Source organism: uncultured Rothia sp., from assembly GCF_937976295.1.
Classification (GTDB): Bacteria; Actinomycetota; Actinomycetes; order Actinomycetales; family Micrococcaceae; genus Rothia.
Map to the genome: position 1 here is coordinate 1 of NZ_CALJRY010000154.1, position 1,075 is coordinate 1,075.

A 1,075-nucleotide genomic window follows, 5' to 3' on the forward strand; every position below is an offset into this window, starting at 1 on the left:
CCTCTTACCCGCACCCCCGGTGCATGCCTGAGTTCTGGCAGTTCCCCACAGTATCGATGGGTCTAGGCCCCCTTAATGCTATTCACCAGGCTTCCTTTAACCGCTACTTGCAGAACCGCGGTATCAAGGACACCTCACAGCAGCACGTCTGGGCATTCCTCGGCGATGGCGAGATGGATGAGCCCGAGTCACGCGGTGCACTGCAGCTCGCGGCTAACGAAAAACTCGACAACCTGACCTTTGTAGTGAACTGCAACCTGCAGCGTCTCGACGGTCCCGTGCGTGGTAATGGCAAGATCATCCAGGAGCTCGAAGGTTTCTTCCGCGGTGCCGGATGGCATGTCATCAAGGTTGTCTGGGGCTCCGAGATGGACGAGCTTCTCGCTAAGGACAAGAGCGGTAAGCTCATCCAACTGCTGAACGAAACCTTGGACGGCGACTACCAGAACTTCCGCGGCGAAGACGGCGGTTACATCCGTGAGCACTTCTACGGCAAGTACCCCGAAACCAAGGAACTTGTTGCTGACCTGACCGATGACGAAATCTGGGCTATTCGCCGCGGCGGTCACGACTACAAGAAGATCTACGCTGCATACAAAGAAGCGCTGGAGACTAAGGGACGTCCGACCGTTATTCTGGCACAGTCCATTAAGGGTTACGCTCTTGGCCCCTACTTCGAGTCCCGTAACTCGACCCACCAGATCAAGAAGTTCACCATGGAAGCGCTCAAGGGCTTCCGCGACCATCTGAACATCCCGATCTCTGATGAAGAGCTGGAGAAGGACCTCTACAACCCTCCGTACTACCGTCCCGGTCAGGACAACCCGGCAATTCAGTACATGCTCAAGCGTCGCGAAGAACTCGGTGGTTTCCTCCCCGGTCGCCCCAATACTCAGCCTGAGATTCAACTGCCGGACGACAAGGTCTACGCGGGTACCAAGAAGGGGTCAGGCAAGCAGCTTGCCGCATCCACGATGGCATTCGTGCGTCTCATGAAGGACCTAATGCGTGTCAAGGGCTTCGGCCACCGTATTGTGCCTATTACTCCCGATGAGGCACGTACCTTCGGTATGGA

1 pseudogene is annotated in these 1,075 nt (G+C 56.5%); it reads left to right on the top strand.

The annotated features are described in order from the left end of the window. Positions 1 to 1,075, top strand: a pseudogene (locus tag Q0216_RS04060) (pyruvate dehydrogenase (acetyl-transferring), homodimeric type); the annotation flags it as partial.